Below are 16,003 nucleotides of genomic sequence, written 5' to 3'. Positions count from 1 at the left end.
AAGAGTAGTTGCTGGTACCCTGAGCGTAGTCGAAGGGTGGGTGGTTCAATGCTCGAACTGACAAGTGCCTTTACTTTTTTAAGTAGAGGCATTTTTTATTGTAGTCAATCACTGCTTTTCCCTTTTTCAGGACATCGGCCCCGATAATGCCGTCTACGGGAAGAGCCTTGTGGGAGACCAGTGCCTGGTTTACATGAACAAGGTCGAAGAGTACAATTTTCAGTTTTCCTTTTTTCCAGTCACCGATCTGGATCTTGTTTTTGGAAGAAATGAGGGTTTCCATTTCTGTGGCACCAGCTCCGGCCGCCTTGATGTCGGTTGCTTCGGAGGCCATTTGAAAGAAATCGATTTTATCCATGCCCACACAGGTGTTGGAGGCTCCGGTGTCCAAAATGAACTTGCCCGAAACCCCATTGATCTTGGCCACGATTTCAAAATGGTTGGTCTCCGTGAACACCAGCGGGATGCGGATATACGCTTTGGACTTGAGGAATTTTTTGAGTGATGCCATAGTGTTGATTGAATGATGTCATGCTGAGCCTTTCGACTTCGCTCAAGATAAACTCTGTCGAAGCATCTTTATATATAATCCAGAAACAAAATTTTGGGACAACTAAGATAAACCTATTTTTGTGTTATGATTGATTTCAACTTAAAGAAGCTGGTAGTTCCATTTTTAATTATGGCCATCTTGGTGTCCTGTAGGGACGGTGCTGAGAAATTGGATAAAACGGGGATTGCTGAAAATTATATCAAGGCATTGAATGCATCAGATTTTGAACAATTGGTTGGATTGTTCCAAGATAGCATTCGGTTTAACGAGATGGAATACATCCGAACCTTTGACAAGGAGAGTTACCATTCATTATTCCAATGGGATTCTGTTTTTAATCCCAAATATGAGATTTTAGATATCAAGGAGGAAGGCGAAAACCTTCGACTTACTATTTCAAAAGAATGTGAACGCATCCACTTTTTGCATGAGACTCCTTTTATTTCCAGCGAAATCATGAATATAAAGGAGGGTAAAATCCATAGTATTGATATTGTGGAGTACGTTGATTTCAATGACTCCCTATGGATCGCCAAAAGAGAAGATTTGGTGTCGTGGATTGAAGGTCATCATCCAGATTTAAATGGTTTTATTCATGATCAGACCAAACAGGGAGCGATAAATTACCAGAAAGCCATGGCATTTTATAGAAATAGGGCGGACTCGATACCTGCCCAACAAGAGATTGAACAATGATGATTACCGATACCCATACCCATTTATATAGTGAAGCATTTGTGGAGGACCGTGGCGAAATGATGCAACGTGCCCTGGATGCCGGGGTAGAACGTTTTTTTATCCCCGCCATTGATTCCACGTATACTCAATCCATGTTGGACCTTGAGGCCAAGTATCCCGACAATGTCTTTTTGATGATGGGCCTGCATCCCACCCATGTGAAGGAAAACTATAAGGAGGAAGTCGCATTGGTGGAAGAATGGTTGTCCAAACGGAAGTTCTATGCGGTGGGGGAGATAGGCATCGACCTGTATTGGGACAAGACATTTTTGAAAGAACAGCAAGAGGCTTTTGTGTACCAGATTCACCTAGCGAAAAAGCACCAACTGCCCATCGTGATCCACGGACGGGATTCGTTTGATGAGATCTTTGAGATTTTGGAACAGGAAAAAGGGGACGATCTTTTCGGTATCTTCCATTGCTTTACGGGTACTATGGAACAGGCAAAAAAGGCCATATCCTACAATATGAAACTGGGCATTGGGGGAGTGGCCACATTCAAAAATGGTAAGATAGACCAGTTTTTGGGTCAAATCGACCTGAAGCACATTGTGCTGGAGACGGATTCGCCCTATTTGGCACCGGCGCCCTTTCGGGGAAAACGCAATGAGAGTTCCTATATAATAAAGGTGTTGGAGAAGCTTTCTTCACTATATGGTATGCCGGAGGAAGAGATTGCGGCGATCACCACGGAAAATTCCAAAGACATATTTGGCATCTGACCTATGCAAAAGAAGACCAACATACTGCTGATCTACACCGGGGGAACCATTGGGATGGTGAAGGATTACCAGACTGGGGCGTTGAAGGCTTTCAACTTTGAGGAGCTCATCAAGAACATTCCGGAGCTGGATCAACTGGACTGCACCCTAAAGGGTGTCTCTTTTGATAAACCTATAGATTCCTCCAATATGAACCCGGGATATTGGGCCATGATCGCTTCCATTATTGAGGAACATTATGCGGAAAACGATGGTTTTGTGGTGCTGCACGGGAGCGATACCATGAGCTATTCGGCTTCGGCCCTCAGTTTTATGCTGGAGCATCTGGACAAACCGGTCATTTTCACGGGATCCCAATTGCCCATCGGGGACTTGCGGACGGATGCAAAGGAAAACCTGATCACTTCCATAGAGATCGCTGCCCTTCAGGAAAAGGGAAAACCAGTGGTGCAGGAGGTGGGACTTTATTTTGAGTACAAGCTCTATCGGGGCAACCGCACCACCAAGATCAATGCGGAGCATTTTGAAGCCTTTGCGTCACTCAACCATCCACCTTTGGTGGAATCGGGGATGCATCTGAAGGTACACCATACCCATTTGGTCAAACGGCCGATCAAGAACAAGGTGTTGACGGTGCACAAAGAAATGGACAATAGGGTGGCCGTTCTTAAATTATTTCCTGGATTGAGCCAGAATGTGCTCCATGCCCTGCTGAATATTCCCGATCTGAAGGCCCTGGTCATGGAGACTTATGGTGCAGGAAATGCCCCAATGGACGATTGGTTTTTGGAGGAATTAAAAAGAGCTGTTAAAAATGGATTACATATAATTAACGTTACCCAGTGCTCTGGAGGCAGTGTCTCCATGGGGCACTATGAGACCAGTGAAAGGTTAAAGGAAATGCAACTGATTAATGGAAAGGACATTACAACGGAAGCGGCCATAACAAAGGCCATGTACCTTTTAGGTACTGGGGTTCCCGACAAGTTGTTCAAGACCATTTTCGAGACACCGCTCCGTGGTGAAATGGTGTAAAATTAACGCGTCAAATTTCTATAACTGATTATTTTTTCGTTTATTGGTCGGCCTAAATGAAGGAATAGAGAGGTGGCCGAGTGGTCGAAGGCGCACGCCTGGAAAGTGTGTATACACCAAAAGTGTATCGAGGGTTCGAATCCCTTCCTCTCTGCAAGGTATTTTAGTTTTCAATTGTAAAAATTTTATATCTTTAACATTATTAACTAACTAAATTTAAGTTTTAAGTAAAATGAAAAAAATATCCTTTACTCTGGCTGCTGCCGGAATGTTTGTGATGGGAACTACAACTGCATCTGCAGCAATGTTGCAAGAAGAAGCTGAAGCCAGCAAAGGTTTCACCCAGGTATTGAAAGAACAGTTTATCCAAGGAGGTCCTGCCTTCATGGGTATCGTACTTCTTTGTTTGATATTGGGATTGGCAGTTGCTATCGAAAGAATTATTTATTTGAACTTGGCTACAACCAATACCGCCAAATTGAAACAAAAAGTAGAGGATGCTTTGGCTTCCGGTGGTGTTGAGGCTGCAAAAGAAGTTTGCAGAAATACCAAAGGACCTGTTGCTTCCATTTTCTACCAAGGATTGGATAGGTCAAGCGAAGGATTGGAGTCTGCTGAAAAAGCGGTTGTTGCCTACGGAGGTGTACAGATGGGACAGTTGGAGAAAAACGTTTCTTGGTTGTCTCTGTTCATCGCCATTGCCCCGATGCTTGGGTTCATGGGTACGGTAATCGGTATGATCCAGGCCTTCCAGAAAATTGCTGCAGTAGGTAACTTGAGTGCCTCTTTGATCGCTGGTGACATCCAGGTGGCGTTGTTGACAACGGTATTTGGTTTGATCGTTGCGATTATCCTTCAGATTTTCTATAACTATATCATTGCAAAGATCGATAGTATCGTAAATGACATGGAAGACGCCTCCATCGCCTTGATTGACATGTTGGCTGCTCACAAGAAATAAGTACGAATCAAAATCTATCGGGAATCATGAATAAATTAATAAAAATAGCACTCATTGTAATCGGGTTGATCGCAGCCGTTCTTTGGTTCTCATTACCATCGGCAGAAGATCCGAATGCAATCAGCAGCGGAGCGATGAACTTTATGTTCATCATCATGTACATCTTGCTTGCAATAGCAGTGGTGGCATCCGTATTTTTTGGATTGACAAAGTTGCTCTCCACTCCAGGGAGTCTCAAAAAAGCCCTTTTCGGGATTGGTGGATTGGCTATCGTGGTAGCCGTGTCCTATGGACTTTCTTCCGATAACGCACCTGTGGTTGAGGAAATGGCCAAGAGAGGTATCGAGACCACTGAGGGAACTGTAAAGAACATTGGAATGGGATTGAACGTATTCTTCATCCTTACCGTAGTAGCGGTAGTTCTGATGGTTTTTCCAGGCTTGAAAAAAATGTTTGTAAAGTAAAAGTTTGAATTATGCCTAGAAGAAAAGGAGCACCGGAAGTAAATGCCGGTTCCATGGCGGATATCGCGTTCCTCTTGCTTATCTTTTTCTTGGTGACCACCACCATAGAAACGGATGCAGGTCTGGACCGTATGTTGCCGCCTATTGAACCGCCAGAAGAGGACGTCATAATCAGACAGAAGAACATCTTTACGGTGAACATCAATAAAAATGGCCAACTTTTGGTCGAGGACGAACTGATGAACCTTAAGAATTTGAGGTCAGCAGCCATTGGGTTCCTTGAGAACAATGCTGATGGATCTTGTACCTATTGCAAGGGAAAGAAAGATCCAGGTTCTTCCGATAACCCAACAAAGGCCATCATTTCGTTAAAGAATGACCGTGAGACCAAATACAGCACCTATATTACAGTTCAGAACGAATTGGTAGGGGCGTACAATGACCTACGTAACCGCGAGGCACAAAGGTTGTACCAAAGGGACTTTACGGATATGGAGTCGGAATACTTGAACCCAGAAACACCCTCCAGTGTTAGGGACGAACTCAAGGATAAAGTGAAGCGAATCCAGGATATGTTCCCGCAAAAGCTGTCCGAGGCAGATACATCAACCAACTAAAACTTAGATTGATATGGCAAAATTTACAAAAAAGAAAGAAGGTGACTTGCCAGCGGTATCAACTGCTTCATTGCCAGATATCGTATTCATGTTGCTGTTCTTTTTCATGACGGTGACCACAATGAAGGACAGTTCGCTATTGGTTGAAAATACCCTTCCTAATGCAACCGAAATCAAGAAGTTGGAAAAAAAGGATAGGGTAATCTATATTTTCGTAGGTAAGCCTACACAGGAATATCAAAAGGTTTTCGGATCAGAGCCAAGAATCCAATTGAACGATAAATTTGCCAATGTGGACGAGGTAGGTTCATATATATTGGCAGAGCGTGCAAAGAAACCTCAAGAGCTTCAAAACGTATTGACTACTGCATTGAAAGTTGATAAGAATGCCAATATGGGTCTTATCACCGATATCAAACAAGAATTGAGAAAGGTAAATGCCCTTAAGGTGAATTATACCACCTACGAAGGAGATGCATTTAACAATCTGCAGTAGGCAATAACTTAGATTTAGTGGGAAACGCTCCAAATTTTATTTGGAGCGTTTTTTTATTCCCACTCTTCACCCATTTGATTTCCCTGGATCTATTTGGAATGATTGTTGTAACCCTTTGTTAATGAGCATCAACACCAATTTTTAATCCAATCAAATTCTTTAATTATGAGAAGAACCAGAGAAAACCCAGAGGTGCATGCAGGCTCCATGGCGGACATTGCATTCTTGTTATTGATCTTTTTCTTGGTCACCACTACCATCCAAACCGATGTGGGCCTTGACCGAAAGCTACCTTCCGATGATGTCATCAACCACATCGATGTGAATGAACGTAATGTGCTCAGGATAAGCCTGAACAAAAACGATGAGTTGTTCGTGGAGGATCGTGTTCTGAAGATCGATGAGCTAAAGCAGTTGGCCGTTGCCTTTTTGGACAATGGCGGTGCAACCGAGAACCAACTTCGCTGCGATTACTGCAAAGGTACGCGCGACCCCAAATCTTCGGATAATCCCCAAACGGCCATCATTTCGCTGAACAGTGACAGGGATGCCTCCTACGGAACTTACGTCATGGTTCAAGACCGTTTGGCCTTGGCTTATCGGGAACTGCGGAATAGGGAAGCACAGCGTCTTTTTGGGCAGGATTTCACGGCAATGGAAGAAAAGTTTTATGCCGCTGAGACGAATGAGGCTGAAAAGGCAACTCTTAAAGCCAATGTAGAGCGCATACGGGATATGTTTCCCCTGAACATTTCCGAAGCAGAATTGAACGTTCAATCACAAAAACTGGCATAATGAGCACATGGAGAAACCACCAAAGATCGGAACCAGCGATTTCGACCGCCTCATTGCCCGATATCGTCTTTATGCTCCTGTTCTTTTTTATGACCGTGACCACGATAAACAACACTGAGCTTTTGGTGGATAATGAGCTGCCCGAGGCCACTGCGGTCAATAAACTGGATAAAAAGGACAGAATTATTGAAATTTATGTGGGGACACCCAAGAAAAGCTTGGAAAAGGTGCTGGGAACAAGTCCGCAGATCCAATTGGACGACCGCATAGCATACTTAAACGATGTGGTTCCCTATGTTTTGGGAGAACTTTCAAAAAAGCCAGAAGCTGTTCGAAATTTTGTGACGGTCTCCTTGAAAGTGGATAAGGAGGTCAAAGTAGGTGTGGTTTCCGATATCAAAAAGGAGCTGCAAAAAGCCCATTTGTTCAAGGTGAACTACACTACTTACCAAGGCAATGATACCAATGTGGGGTTTTAAGTGAAAACCTAGCGCTAAAAAACAATCCAAATGCTTAATTTGGATTGTTTTTTAGTTTAGGAGTATTTTAGAATGAGTCGGTACCAGATTTTCATATCGTTTTTGTTGATCTTTTCCTTGGGAAGCGCACAGGAGCAACCCAAAGATTCCACCCAAGTAGATTCCCGTTATCTTGAGGACCAGTTCTATATTGGTCTGGGGTATAACGTGTTATTGGGCAAGCCTTCCGGGGTAGTACAACGAAGTCTCTCCTATAACCTTCAAGCAGGATTTATCAAGGACATTCCCCTTAACCCCAGAAGAAATTTTGGTGTGGGGCTTGGTGTGGGCTATGCGGTCAATTCCTATTATTCCAATGTGGTCGCAACGGATTTGGGCAACGATGTGCTGTATGAAGTCATGGACGAATCTGAGTTCAAGCGCAATAAGCTGGAGACCCATGCCATTGAAATACCGTTGGAACTGAGATGGCGTACATCCACCGCTGAGGAATACAAGTTCTGGCGTATCTACGCCGGGGCCAAGTTGGGCTATGTGTTTTCGGGCAGGTCGCGCATGGTCATGGAGGACGGGAGTGATGGTTTCAACAATAAGGATATCGAGCAGCTCCAGTACGGACTTATCCTTAATTTTGGGTACAATACTTGGAACGTTCACGCCTATTATGGCCTGAATCCGATATTGAAAAATGGCACCGATCTACAATCCGGGGAATCCATAGACTTCAAGGTCCTACGGATAGGGGTCATATTCTACATCCTATAGCCAATACTTCAGAATGATCAATTGGGAACAGCTCCCGATCAGGAAACCTATCAGCAGTTCGTTCCGTGTATGTGATTTAAGGTAGAGCCTTGAAGTGGCCACGAGTCCTGTGAGCAAGGTAAAAAGACTGATGGCGAGGGTAATGTTGGTCTCAAAATGGATGCTCAGCCCGATCATGTACATCAGGATGCTGCCCATGCCCAAAAGGTGCATGCTGGTCTTGAATTTGATGAAAAGCAAGATGAGGGCCGTGGCAGTGGCTGTCAGGAGCCCCGTGAAAAAGTAAAAGAGCTCGTGTACGTAGTTATTGGGGATGACTTTGTACAATATCATCAAAAACAAAATACAGCTGATGTAGAGCGGGTATTTGCGTTCTTGGATGGTGGGCAGGAAGATGGAACTGATCACGCCCAAATTTTTCAAAATCAGAAAAAAGATGATGGGTATGATGACCGTAAGAATGAAAATAGGGACAATGTTGCCGCTTTGCATCTCCAAGGTGCTGTATGGGGCGACAAAAAAATAAAGAATGGTGCCCCCAATGGGAATGAACAACGGGTGGAAGATGTATGAGATGATGTTGTAGAGATGGTGCATCAGATCTGCTTTCTAAGCCGTGCCACGGGAATACCGAGTTGTTCCCGGTATTTGGCTACCGTACGTCGAGCAATGGGATAGCCCCTTTCCTTTAGGATCTTGGCCAATTTATCATCCGTTAACGGTTTCTTCTTCTGTTCGTCACCGATCACGGTCTCCAATATCTTTTTGATTTCCTTGGTGGAAACGTCCTCTCCTTGTTCATTCTTCATGGCCTCGGAGAAAAAGTCCTTGATGAGCTTGGTGCCATAAGGGGTGTCAACATACTTGCTGTTGGCCACGCGCGACACCGTAGACACATCCATATCGATTTTGTCCGCAATGTCCTTTAGGATCATGGGGCGCAATTTTCGCTCATCACCAGTGAGGAAATATTCCTCTTGGTAATCCATGATGGTGCTCATGGTCACATAAAGCGTTTGCTGCCGTTGTTTGATGGCGTCGATGAACCATTTGGCCGCATCCAGTTTTTGTTTGATGAACAGCACCGTATCCTTTTGCGACTTGCTCTTTTCCTTGGCGTTCTTATAACCTTCGAGCATATTACTGTACTCTTTGGAAACATGAAGTTCCGGAGCATTCCGGCCATTGAGGGTGAGTTCAAGTTCCCCGTCCACAATCCTGATGGAAAAATCGGGGACAATGTGTTCAATGATCCGGGTACTGCCCGAATACGAACCGCCCGGTTTGGGGTTCAGTTTTTCTATCTCGGCAATGGCATCTTTGAGCTGTTCCTCGCTGATGTGGTGCTTTTGGGCCAGTTTGGCGTAGTGCTTCTTGGTAAACTGGTCAAACGACTTTTCCAGAATGTTGATGGCCAGTTCCACGGAAGGTTTCCGTTCTTTTCGTTTCAATTGGAGGATAAGGCATTCGTCCAATGAACGTGCGCCGACACCCGGAGGGTCCAAGTCCTGCACAATTTTCAGCACGGACTCTATCTTGTCCTCATCAACATAGATGTTCTGCGTAAAGGCAAGGTCGTCCATGATATCCGGAAGGGGCCTTCGAATGTAGCCGCTCTCATCCACACTGCCCACCAAGAACTCGGCAATAGCCCATTCCTCATCGTCCAGATAGGCGGTGTTCAGCTGGTTGATCAAATATTGGTTGAAGGAAATTCCTGCGGCATAGGGAACGCTTTTTTCCTCATCGTCCGCACTGTAATTGTTGGCCTGTGTCCTATAATCGGGAATCTCGTCATCGCTCAGGTAGTCATCGATGTTGATCTCATCGGTATCGATGGTCTCGCTGTCCGAACTATCGTCATAGGTGTCCTCATAAACATCATCCACAATGTCACTTTCCTCTTTCCCACTTTCGAGGGCAGGGTTCTCCTCCAACTCTTGTTTCAGCCGTTGCTCAAATGCCTGTGTGGGCAATTGGATGAGCTTCATGAGCTGAATCTGCTGTGGAGACAGTTTCTGGGAAAGCTTAAACTGTAGGTGTTGTTTCAGCATAGGGATTGGTTTACAATCGTCCTTCCTTATAAAGTTATGAATTCAATTTAAAACTCCGCGTTCTGGGGCGTTCTGGGATAGGGAATCACGTCCCTGATGTTGCCCATTCCGGTAACGAACTGTACCATGCGCTCAAAGCCAAGGCCAAAACCGCTGTGTACCGCTGTTCCAAAACGTCGAAGGTCCAAATACCACCAAAGTTCCTTTTCATCAATGTCAAGGGCCTTGATTTTCTGTTGGAGCACATCCAAACGCTCTTCCCTTTGGGAACCTCCCACAATTTCGCCAATGCCGGGGAAAAGCACGTCCATGGCACGCACGGTCTTGCCGTCCTCGTTCAAGCGCATGTAAAATGCCTTGATGTTGGCAGGGTAATCGAACAGGATCACAGGGCACTTAAAGTGTTTTTCCACCAAATAGCGCTCGTGCTCACTTTGAAGGTCGGCCCCCCACTCGTCAATAAGGTATTGGAATTTCTTCTTCTTATTGGGGTTGCTGTTCCTTAAAATATCGATGGCCTCGGTGTAAGAAACCCGTTTGAAGTTGTTTTCCACCACAAATTTCAGTTTTTCCAACAAGGTCATTTCCGACCGCTCGTTCTGTGGTTTGGTCTTTTCCTCATCGGAAAGTCGGCCTTCCAGAAATTCGAGGTCGTCCTTGCAGTGGTCCAAAACATATTGAATGATCCATTTGATGAAATCTTCGGCCAAGTCCATGTTGGCGGCTAGGTCGTTGAAGGCCACCTCGGGTTCTATCATCCAAAACTCGGCCAAGTGTCTAGAGGTGTTCGAGTTTTCTGCCCTGAAGGTAGGTCCGAACGTGTACACCTTCCCCAATGCCATGGCATAGGTTTCGGCTTCCAATTGCCCGGAAACGGTCAGGTTGGTCTCTTTTCCGAAGAAATCCTCGGTAAAATCCACTTCCCCGTTTTCATCCACAGGTGGTTTTTTGGCATCCAAAGTGGAGACCCGGAACATTTCCCCGGCACCTTCGGCATCAGAGCCGGTGATGATGGGGGCATGCATATAATAAAAGCCATTTTGTTGGAAATAGCTGTGTATGGCAAACGATAGGACGGAACGCACCCGCATCACGGCCGAAAAGGTATTGGTGCGCACCCTCAAGTGGGCCTTCTCCCTCAAAAACTCCAAAGAGTGTTTCTTGGGCTGTATGGGATAGGTCTCGGGGTCTGCGGTACCATGCACAAAAATGGCAGTGGCCTGGATTTCCACGGTCTGGCCCTTTCCTTGGCTTTCCACCAAAGTCCCGGAAATTTTCAGGGCGGCCCCAGTGGTCACTTGCTTGAGCAATGCCTCGTCGGCATTTTCAAAATCCACAACGCACTGTAGGTTGTGTATGGTAGAGCCGTCGTTCAAGGCAATAAATCGGTTGCTCCTAAATGTTTTTACCCATCCATTTACTTCAACGGAATCTCCTACGGGTTGCTTTGTCAGCAATTCTTTTATGGAATAAGACTTCATTGTAAGGCTATCGTAATTTAGTCGGTAAAGATAGGTTTTTGATGAAAAATGAGGGCATGAAGCGGCTTAATTTATAGCCATTTCTGCTACTAATTCTCCTTGCTGTTGTCCTCGTCCTGGGGCAAAATATCGATCTGTGGCTTTTTGAGCACCTGTTTGTTGGCAATGCTTCTTTCCAAGGAAAGGAGCAGGGAGGGGAGGAGGATCAAATTGGACAGCATGGCGAACAGCAGTGTGGCCGATACCAATCCTCCCAAGGCCTTGGTGCCCCCAAAATTGGAAATGATGAAGACTGAAAACCCGAAAAAGAGCACGATGGAGGTGTAGAACATGCTCACTCCGGTCTCCCGAAGGGCGGCATAAACCGATTTTTTGATCTGCCAGCGATTGGCGGCCAGCTCCTGACGGTATTTTGCCAGAAAATGGATGGTGTCGTCTACAGAAATGCCAAAGGCAATGCTGAACACCAAGATGGTGGACGGTTTTATGGGAACGCCCAGATATCCCATGAGACCCGCAGTGATGACCAATGGCAATAGGTTGGGAACCAGTGAGATGACAACCATTCGGAACGAACGGAACAGATAGGCCATAAAAAGGGAAATCAACCCGATGGCGAGTGCCAATGATAGCAACAGGTTCTTGACCAGGTATTTGGTCCCTTTGAGGAACAACAGTGCCTTTCCGGTCATGAACACATTATACCTGTCGTCCGGGAAAAATTTCGCAATGGACTGCTGCATTGTTTTTTCAATTTCCTCCATGCGATCGATCTTGACATCCTGCATGTAGGTGGTCAGGCGTGCGGTCTGTCCGGTACTGTCCACAAAGCTCTGCAAAAGGTTGCCCTCGGAAGATGATTTCCGTGCCACGTCCATAATGAAGGTGTTCTCCTGATTGGTGGGCAACTGGTAATATTTTGGGATGCCGTTGTAAAAGGCCTGCTTGGAATATTTGATCAGATCCACCACCGAAATGGGTCTGGAGAGTTCGGGAATCTCATTGATGACCGAGCCCAATTCGTCCATCCGTTTGAGGGTGGCAGGTTTTATAATGCCATTTTTCCGTTTGGAATCCACCACGATTTCCATGGGCATGATGCCATCAAATTCTTGTTCAAAAAATTGGATGTCGTTGTAAAAATGGGTGTCTTTGGGAAGGTCCTCGATCCGGCTCCCGGTAATCCTCATTTGGTAGATGCCGATAATGCTCAGTACCAATATGGCCACTGTGGTTATGTATACGGCAATCCTGTGGTCCCGGACCATACGCTCCATCCAGTTCACGAAGAAGTCCATCCATTTCTTGTTCAGGTGCTTCAAGTGTTTGGTCTTTGGAAGCGGCATAAAGCTGTATATGATGGGGATGATCAACAGCGAAAGAATGAAGATTCCAATAATGTTGATGGAGGCCACGATACCAAACTCCCTAAGAAGGTCGCTGTCCAAAATGATGAAGGTGGCAAAACCCGACGCCGTGGTGATGTTTGTCATCAAGGTGGCGTTCCCAATCTTGGAGATGACCCGCTGTAGGGACAGGGCCTGGTTCCCGTGTTTGTTTACCTCTTGCTGGTATTTGTTGATGAGAAAAATACAGTTGGGGATGCCTATCACAATGATCAGAGGGGGAATCAATGCGGTAAGGATCGTCATTTCATACTTCAGCAGTCCAAGGATGCCAAAGGCCCACATGACCCCGATGATGACCACGAACATGGATATGAAAGTGGCCCTGAAACTTCTGAAGAAAAAGAAAAAAATAAGGGAAGTGACCAATAGGGCGGCCACGATGAAGATCCCGATTTCGTCTACAATGGACTTGGTGTTCCAGGTTCGGATATAGGGCATTCCCGAAACGTGGACGTCCATTTGGGTCTCCTCTTCAAAACTTTTGACAAGATCGTCCAGGTCGTTCAGGATAAATTCGTTCCTGACCGGGGTGTCCATAATGTCCTTGTCCAGATAGGCGATGGTCTGTATGGTGCCACTTTTGGGGTTATAGACCAGATTATCGTAAAAAGGTAGTTCGTTGAACAAATGGTTCTTCAGGGAATCAATCTCTGCCTTGCTACTGGGTTTTTTCTTCAGGAAAGGTTCCATCACAAAGACCTGCTCGTCATTATCCTTCACCAACACCCTAAGGTTTTCCAGGGATACCACAAAGTCTATCTCGGGAAATGCTTCCAATTGTTTGCTCAGCCTGTTCCACCGATTGAAGTTTTTGGGAGTGAACAGGGCGGTGTCCCTTATGGCCAGTACAATGGCATTGCCCTCTTCTCCAAATATTTTGGTAAAAGATCGGTATTGGATGGTGGCCGGATGGTCATCGGGTAGGATATTGGATTCCGTGTTCGAGAATCGGATGTTCTTCCACTGTAGGGCCAAAAAAACAGTAAAGCCTACAATCCCTAGAAGGATGAGTATCCTATTGCGGAGTATGATTCGGGAGACCTTGGGCCAAAATCCTTTCATGAGCTTTATTGCCATTTCGGTTTTGTTGGGCGCAAAGGTAAAAAATGATCGGCTGTGTTCCTAAGAAAGCAGCCGATCAAGGATAAAGTTTTAGACTTTCATGATCTCCGCTTCTTTCACGGAGAGGATGGCGTCCACTTTTTTGCTGTAAGAATCGGTGAGTTCCTGTACGTCTACTTCGGCGTTTTTCAAGAGATCTTCTGAAATTTCCAAAGCCTTGAGTTCCTTGTTGGCCTCCTGTCGGGCACTTCGGATGCTCACTTTGGCGTCCTCTGCCTCAGCCTTTGCTTGTTTCACCAATTGTTTCCTTCGCTCCTCGGTCAATGGTGGCACATTGATGATGACCATTTCCCCATTGTTCATAGGGTTAAAGCCAAGGTTGGCGTTCATGATGGCATTTTCGATTTCCCCGATAAGGTTCTTTTCCCAAGGCTGTACCGAAATGGTCCTGGCATCGGGCGTGTTGATGTTCGATACTTGGGAAAGGGGAGTCTGTGAGCCGTAATAGTCCACCATAACAGAGGACAGCATCACGGGACTGGCCTTTCCGGCACGGATCTTTATAAACGCCTTTTCCAAGTGGGAAATACTGGCATCCATGTTTTCTTTAGTGCTATCAAGTACAAATTTTACTTCTTCGTCCATGCTCTTAAATTTTTATAACAATATCAAAAATGTGACCATATTAAACGTTGACCACCGTTCCAATGTTCTCTCCGGATACAATCTTCATCAAATTGCCCTTGGTGTTCATATCGAAGACCACAATCGGCAATTCATTTTCCTGGCTCAATGTGAAGGCAGTGGTATCCATCACCTTCAACCCTTTGGACAGTACCTCTTGGAAAGAAAGGGAGTCAAACTTGGTGGCTGTTTTATCTTTTTCGGGATCGGAAGTGTAAATTCCATCTACACGGGTTCCTTTCAGGATTACATCGGCATTGATTTCGATGGCTCTCAATACGGCAGCGGAATCTGTAGTGAAATAAGGGTTTCCGGTTCCCCCTCCAAAAATCACGACCCTTCCTTTTTCCAAATGGCGAATCGCCCTTCTACGGATAAAGGGTTCGGCCACTTCATTGATTTTGATGGCCGATTGCAAGCGGGTCTGGATGCCTTTGAGTTCCAAGGCACTCTGTAGCGCCAATCCGTTGATCACGGTGGCCAACATGCCCATGTGGTCCCCCTGTACGCGGTCCATGCCTTGGCTGGCACCGGCAAGGCCCCTAAAAATGTTGCCCCCACCAATAACGATGGCTACTTCAATCCCCTTGTCCACTACGCTCTTGATCTCATCGGCATATTCGGACAAACGGTCTCCGTCAATTCCGTATTGCTTTTTGCCCATCAAGGCTTCCCCACTCAGTTTTAATAAAATTCTCTTGTAATGCATCAAAGGTTTCTTGAAGTTCGGACAAAAATAATCAAAATTATTTATGGGAATGTAGAATGGGTTCTCTGGATATTGCATAAAAAAACCGCTCTTTTTGGGAGCGGTTTATATGTAAGGGGGCTATGGTTTATCCCAAAGCTACTCTTTTGAAACCGGTAACGGTCAAGCTGGCGTCAACAGATTTTACATACTGGGCAACGCTAAGTTTGCTGTCCTTGATGAAATCTTGGTTGACCAAAGTGTTGTCCTTGAAGAAACGGTTCAATTTACCTTTGGCGATGTTGTCCAACATGGCTTCTGGTTTTCCTTCTTGGCGCAATTGCTCCTTTGCAATCTCGATTTCCTTATCGATGATGGACTGGTCCACACCTTCTTCGTTAAGGGCAACAGGGTTCATTGCGGCAGCTTGCATGGCCACATCTTTGGCAGCTTCGGCAGCACCGTCAACATTGGCGGACAATCCCACCAATGTAGCGATCTTGTTTCCGGCGTGGATGTATGATCCTACGAAAGCAGCGCTCAATTTCTCGAAGCTTCCGATTTCGATTTTTTCACCGATCACACCGGTCTGCTCTGTCAATTTATCCGCAACGGTCATGCCACTGAAAGGAGCGGCAAGAAAAGCTTCCTTGCTGTCAAAACCTAGTGCAAGATCGGCCAGATCATTGGCCAAGGTCACAAAGCTTTCGTTTTTGGCAACGAAGTCAGTTTCGCAGTTCAATGAAATAACCACACCTTGGGTGCTGTCGGCATTGACTTTTGCTATGGCAGCACCTTCAGAGGATTCTCTATCAGCTCTGTTGGCGGCTACTTTTTGTCCTTTTTTGCGAAGGATCTCGATTGCTTTTTCAAAATCGCCTTCGGCCTCGACCAAAGCTTTTTTGCAATCCATCATCCCAGCTCCGGTGGTCTGTCTTAGTTTATTTACTTCTGCGGCGGTAATCTGTGCCATTTTTCTATGCTTTTTAAAAATTTATGT

18 protein-coding genes and 1 tRNA gene are annotated in these 16,003 nt (G+C 45.6%); 11 read left to right on the top strand and 8 right to left on the bottom strand.

What is annotated here, in order from left to right:
- Positions 1–70: 70 nt before the first annotated feature.
- Positions 71–511, bottom strand: coding sequence for a retropepsin-like aspartic protease family protein (locus DB398_RS13440; RefSeq protein WP_108424965.1), 441 nt, complete (start codon positions 509–511; stop codon positions 71–73).
- Between the two features lie 126 nt (positions 512–637).
- On the opposite strand from DB398_RS13440, the gene DB398_RS13435 reads away from it, so the two are divergent.
- The 11 genes from DB398_RS13435 to DB398_RS13385 all read left to right on the top strand — a co-directional run bounded on the left by DB398_RS13435 (position 638) and on the right by DB398_RS13385 (position 7,625).
- The gene (locus DB398_RS13435; RefSeq protein WP_108424964.1) at positions 638–1,249 is read left to right on the top strand and encodes a hypothetical protein; all 612 of its coding nucleotides are present in this window, start codon (positions 638–640) and stop codon (positions 1,247–1,249) included.
- On the top strand, positions 1,246–2,013 hold the full coding sequence (locus DB398_RS13430; RefSeq protein ID WP_108424963.1) for a TatD family hydrolase: 768 nt from the start codon (positions 1,246–1,248) through the stop codon (positions 2,011–2,013). Before DB398_RS13435 ends, DB398_RS13430 begins: the two co-directional genes overlap by 4 nt.
- 3 nt (positions 2,014–2,016) lie before the next feature.
- The gene (locus DB398_RS13425; RefSeq protein ID WP_108424962.1) at positions 2,017–3,048 is read left to right on the top strand and encodes an asparaginase; all 1,032 of its coding nucleotides are present in this window, start codon (positions 2,017–2,019) and stop codon (positions 3,046–3,048) included.
- Positions 3,049–3,114: 66 nt separating this feature from the next.
- Positions 3,115–3,202, top strand: a tRNA-Ser gene (locus DB398_RS13420).
- 78 nt (positions 3,203–3,280) lie between these two features.
- The gene (locus DB398_RS13415; protein WP_108424961.1) at positions 3,281–4,009 is read left to right on the top strand and encodes a MotA/TolQ/ExbB proton channel family protein; all 729 of its coding nucleotides are present in this window, start codon (positions 3,281–3,283) and stop codon (positions 4,007–4,009) included.
- Between the two features lie 26 nt (positions 4,010–4,035).
- Positions 4,036–4,473 carry a hypothetical protein gene (locus tag DB398_RS13410; RefSeq protein ID WP_108424960.1) on the top strand — a complete coding sequence of 146 codons (438 nt, stop codon included), beginning with the start codon at positions 4,036–4,038 and terminating at the stop codon, positions 4,471–4,473.
- Positions 4,474–4,484: 11 nt separating this feature from the next.
- The gene (locus DB398_RS13405) at positions 4,485–5,090 is read left to right on the top strand and encodes an ExbD/TolR family protein (RefSeq protein WP_108424959.1); all 606 of its coding nucleotides are present in this window, start codon (positions 4,485–4,487) and stop codon (positions 5,088–5,090) included.
- Between the two features lie 13 nt (positions 5,091–5,103).
- Complete coding sequence (locus DB398_RS13400) at positions 5,104–5,586, top strand: ExbD/TolR family protein (protein WP_108424958.1); 483 nt, start codon at positions 5,104–5,106, stop codon at positions 5,584–5,586.
- Positions 5,587–5,751: 165 nt separating this feature from the next.
- Positions 5,752–6,381: an ExbD/TolR family protein gene (locus DB398_RS13395; RefSeq protein ID WP_108424957.1), complete on the top strand. Its 630-nt coding sequence runs from the start codon at positions 5,752–5,754 to the stop codon at positions 6,379–6,381.
- The gene (locus DB398_RS13390) at positions 6,381–6,860 is read left to right on the top strand and encodes an ExbD/TolR family protein (protein WP_108424956.1); all 480 of its coding nucleotides are present in this window, start codon (positions 6,381–6,383) and stop codon (positions 6,858–6,860) included. Before DB398_RS13395 ends, DB398_RS13390 begins: the two co-directional genes overlap by 1 nt.
- 105 nt (positions 6,861–6,965) lie before the next feature.
- A complete protein-coding gene (locus tag DB398_RS13385) occupies positions 6,966–7,625 on the top strand; it encodes a porin family protein (protein WP_234416282.1) in 660 nt (219 codons plus the stop codon).
- Here the strand turns inward: DB398_RS13385 and DB398_RS13380 are convergent.
- The 7 genes from DB398_RS13380 to tsf form a co-directional block, all read right to left on the bottom strand.
- Positions 7,620–8,222: a hypothetical protein gene (locus DB398_RS13380; RefSeq protein WP_108424954.1), complete on the bottom strand. Its 603-nt coding sequence runs from the start codon at positions 8,220–8,222 to the stop codon at positions 7,620–7,622. The genes DB398_RS13385 and DB398_RS13380 overlap by 6 nt on opposite strands.
- On the bottom strand, positions 8,222–9,679 hold the full coding sequence (gene rpoN / locus DB398_RS13375; RefSeq protein WP_108424953.1) for an RNA polymerase factor sigma-54: 1,458 nt from the start codon (positions 9,677–9,679) through the stop codon (positions 8,222–8,224). The genes DB398_RS13380 and rpoN overlap by 1 nt, the downstream gene beginning before the upstream one ends.
- 47 nt (positions 9,680–9,726) lie before the next feature.
- Complete coding sequence (gene asnS / locus DB398_RS13370; RefSeq protein ID WP_108424952.1) at positions 9,727–11,160, bottom strand: asparagine--tRNA ligase; 1,434 nt, start codon at positions 11,158–11,160, stop codon at positions 9,727–9,729.
- A gap of 89 nt (positions 11,161–11,249) precedes the next feature.
- Positions 11,250–13,646 carry an efflux RND transporter permease subunit gene (locus tag DB398_RS13365; protein WP_108424951.1) on the bottom strand — a complete coding sequence of 799 codons (2,397 nt, stop codon included), beginning with the start codon at positions 13,644–13,646 and terminating at the stop codon, positions 11,250–11,252.
- Positions 13,647–13,721: 75 nt separating this feature from the next.
- Positions 13,722–14,276 (bottom strand): ribosome recycling factor, encoded by a 555-nt coding sequence (frr, locus tag DB398_RS13360; protein WP_108424950.1) that lies wholly within the window; start codon positions 14,274–14,276, stop codon positions 13,722–13,724.
- Positions 14,277–14,316: 40 nt separating this feature from the next.
- A complete protein-coding gene (pyrH, locus tag DB398_RS13355) occupies positions 14,317–15,024 on the bottom strand; it encodes a UMP kinase (protein WP_108425065.1) in 708 nt (235 codons plus the stop codon).
- A 127-nt stretch (positions 15,025–15,151) separates the two neighbouring features.
- Positions 15,152–15,976: a translation elongation factor Ts gene (gene tsf / locus DB398_RS13350; RefSeq protein ID WP_108424949.1), complete on the bottom strand. Its 825-nt coding sequence runs from the start codon at positions 15,974–15,976 to the stop codon at positions 15,152–15,154.
- Positions 15,977–16,003: the final 27 nt, after the last annotated feature.

Source organism: Flagellimonas amoyensis, assembly GCF_003058265.1.
GTDB classification, from domain to species: domain Bacteria; phylum Bacteroidota; class Bacteroidia; order Flavobacteriales; family Flavobacteriaceae; genus Flagellimonas; species Flagellimonas amoyensis.
This window is presented reverse-complemented; position numbering and strand designations above follow the sequence as displayed.

What these genes read in the sequence shown, in the direction of transcription:
- DB398_RS13400 (WP_108424958.1), top strand. Translation starts at nt 5,104, where the DNA reads ATGGCAAAATTTACAAAAAAGAAAGAAGGTGACTTGCCAGCGGTATCA.
- DB398_RS13410 (WP_108424960.1), top strand. Translation starts at nt 4,036, where the DNA reads ATGAATAAATTAATAAAAATAGCACTCATTGTAATCGGGTTGATCGCA.
- DB398_RS13390 (WP_108424956.1), top strand. Translation starts at nt 6,381, where the DNA reads ATGAGCACATGGAGAAACCACCAAAGATCGGAACCAGCGATTTCGACC.
- pyrH (WP_108425065.1), bottom strand. Translation starts at nt 15,024, where the DNA reads ATGCATTACAAGAGAATTTTATTAAAACTGAGTGGGGAAGCCTTGATG.
- DB398_RS13415 (WP_108424961.1), top strand. Translation starts at nt 3,281, where the DNA reads ATGAAAAAAATATCCTTTACTCTGGCTGCTGCCGGAATGTTTGTGATG.
- DB398_RS13435 (WP_108424964.1), top strand. Translation starts at nt 638, where the DNA reads ATGATTGATTTCAACTTAAAGAAGCTGGTAGTTCCATTTTTAATTATG.
- DB398_RS13440 (WP_108424965.1), bottom strand. Translation starts at nt 511, where the DNA reads ATGGCATCACTCAAAAAATTCCTCAAGTCCAAAGCGTATATCCGCATC.
- DB398_RS13380 (WP_108424954.1), bottom strand. Translation starts at nt 8,222, where the DNA reads ATGCACCATCTCTACAACATCATCTCATACATCTTCCACCCGTTGTTC.
- DB398_RS13430 (WP_108424963.1), top strand. Translation starts at nt 1,246, where the DNA reads ATGATGATTACCGATACCCATACCCATTTATATAGTGAAGCATTTGTG.
- rpoN (WP_108424953.1), bottom strand. Translation starts at nt 9,679, where the DNA reads ATGCTGAAACAACACCTACAGTTTAAGCTTTCCCAGAAACTGTCTCCA.
- DB398_RS13425 (WP_108424962.1), top strand. Translation starts at nt 2,017, where the DNA reads ATGCAAAAGAAGACCAACATACTGCTGATCTACACCGGGGGAACCATT.
- asnS (WP_108424952.1), bottom strand. Translation starts at nt 11,160, where the DNA reads ATGAAGTCTTATTCCATAAAAGAATTGCTGACAAAGCAACCCGTAGGA.
- tsf (WP_108424949.1), bottom strand. Translation starts at nt 15,976, where the DNA reads ATGGCACAGATTACCGCCGCAGAAGTAAATAAACTAAGACAGACCACC.
- DB398_RS13395 (WP_108424957.1), top strand. Translation starts at nt 5,752, where the DNA reads ATGAGAAGAACCAGAGAAAACCCAGAGGTGCATGCAGGCTCCATGGCG.
- frr (WP_108424950.1), bottom strand. Translation starts at nt 14,276, where the DNA reads ATGGACGAAGAAGTAAAATTTGTACTTGATAGCACTAAAGAAAACATG.
- DB398_RS13365 (WP_108424951.1), bottom strand. Translation starts at nt 13,646, where the DNA reads ATGGCAATAAAGCTCATGAAAGGATTTTGGCCCAAGGTCTCCCGAATC.
- DB398_RS13405 (WP_108424959.1), top strand. Translation starts at nt 4,485, where the DNA reads ATGCCTAGAAGAAAAGGAGCACCGGAAGTAAATGCCGGTTCCATGGCG.